At 39.3% G+C, this 318-nt stretch carries 1 protein-coding gene; it reads left to right on the forward strand.

The genetic code is table 11. The features are described 5' to 3' along the window. The coding region (locus tag G5B12_RS17220; RefSeq protein ID WP_174088998.1) for a CD1107 family mobile element protein at positions 1 to 318 on the forward strand (318 nt) is incomplete at both ends.

Consider the following 318-nt stretch of genomic DNA (forward strand, 5'->3'; position numbering starts at 1 on the left):
GCACAAAAGAGTTTTATACCATTTCAACTAAGAGTGGTAAGATTTTCTATCTGATCATCGACAATTCAAAATCGCAGGATAATGTGTATTTCCTTACCGAAGTTAGTGAGAAAGATCTGATGAACTTCACACTTTCTGATTCCGTGACACTTCCGGAAGTAGATACTGTTTATGCAGAACCAGAGAAAAAAGCAGAGGAAGAAAAACCGGAAACGACAGAGTCAGCTGAGAAAGATAAGGTAGAGGATGACATTCAGATGCCAGAAGATAAAAGTCCATTTGGAACGTATCTTTTGATTGCACTGGTTGCAGTCGGAG

It is taken from the genome of Blautia sp. MSK.20.85, from assembly GCF_013317245.1.
In the GTDB taxonomy this organism is placed as follows: Bacteria; Bacillota; Clostridia; order Lachnospirales; family Lachnospiraceae; genus Blautia_A.